Origin of the sequence: Leifsonia sp. SIMBA_070 (assembly GCF_046534635.1) — a bacterium.
Taxonomy (GTDB): Bacteria; Actinomycetota; Actinomycetes; order Actinomycetales; family Microbacteriaceae; genus Leifsonia.
The window spans coordinates 1-230 of sequence record NZ_JAWRYK010001059.1 but is presented as its reverse complement, the minus strand read 5'-3'; the positions used below and the strand labels follow the sequence as shown (position 1 = coordinate 230).

The window sequence follows — 230 nt, the reverse complement described above, 5'->3', positions numbered from 1 at the left end:
GCATTGTTTTTGTTACACCTGAAAACGCTAACAGCGAGTGGCTCAACTTTGAAGCGGGTGCTATGTACGCATCCTTGGATAAGAGCCTCTTGCCGATCTTGGTGGGTATCGAAAAGACAAATTACTCCGGTCCGCTAAAGAATATCCAGCTAACGGAGATCTCAAATAGGGATGATGTACTCAAGCTTCTCCAGACCTTAAATAAGAGCTGTGATGAGCCTCTGGCGGAC

Annotated in this window: 1 protein-coding gene; it reads left to right on the top strand. The window is 46.5% G+C overall.

Annotation, left to right across the window (positions count from 1 at the left end):
• The coding region (locus tag SB754_RS23385) for a hypothetical protein (protein ID WP_410784620.1) at positions 1–230 on the top strand (230 nt) is incomplete at both ends.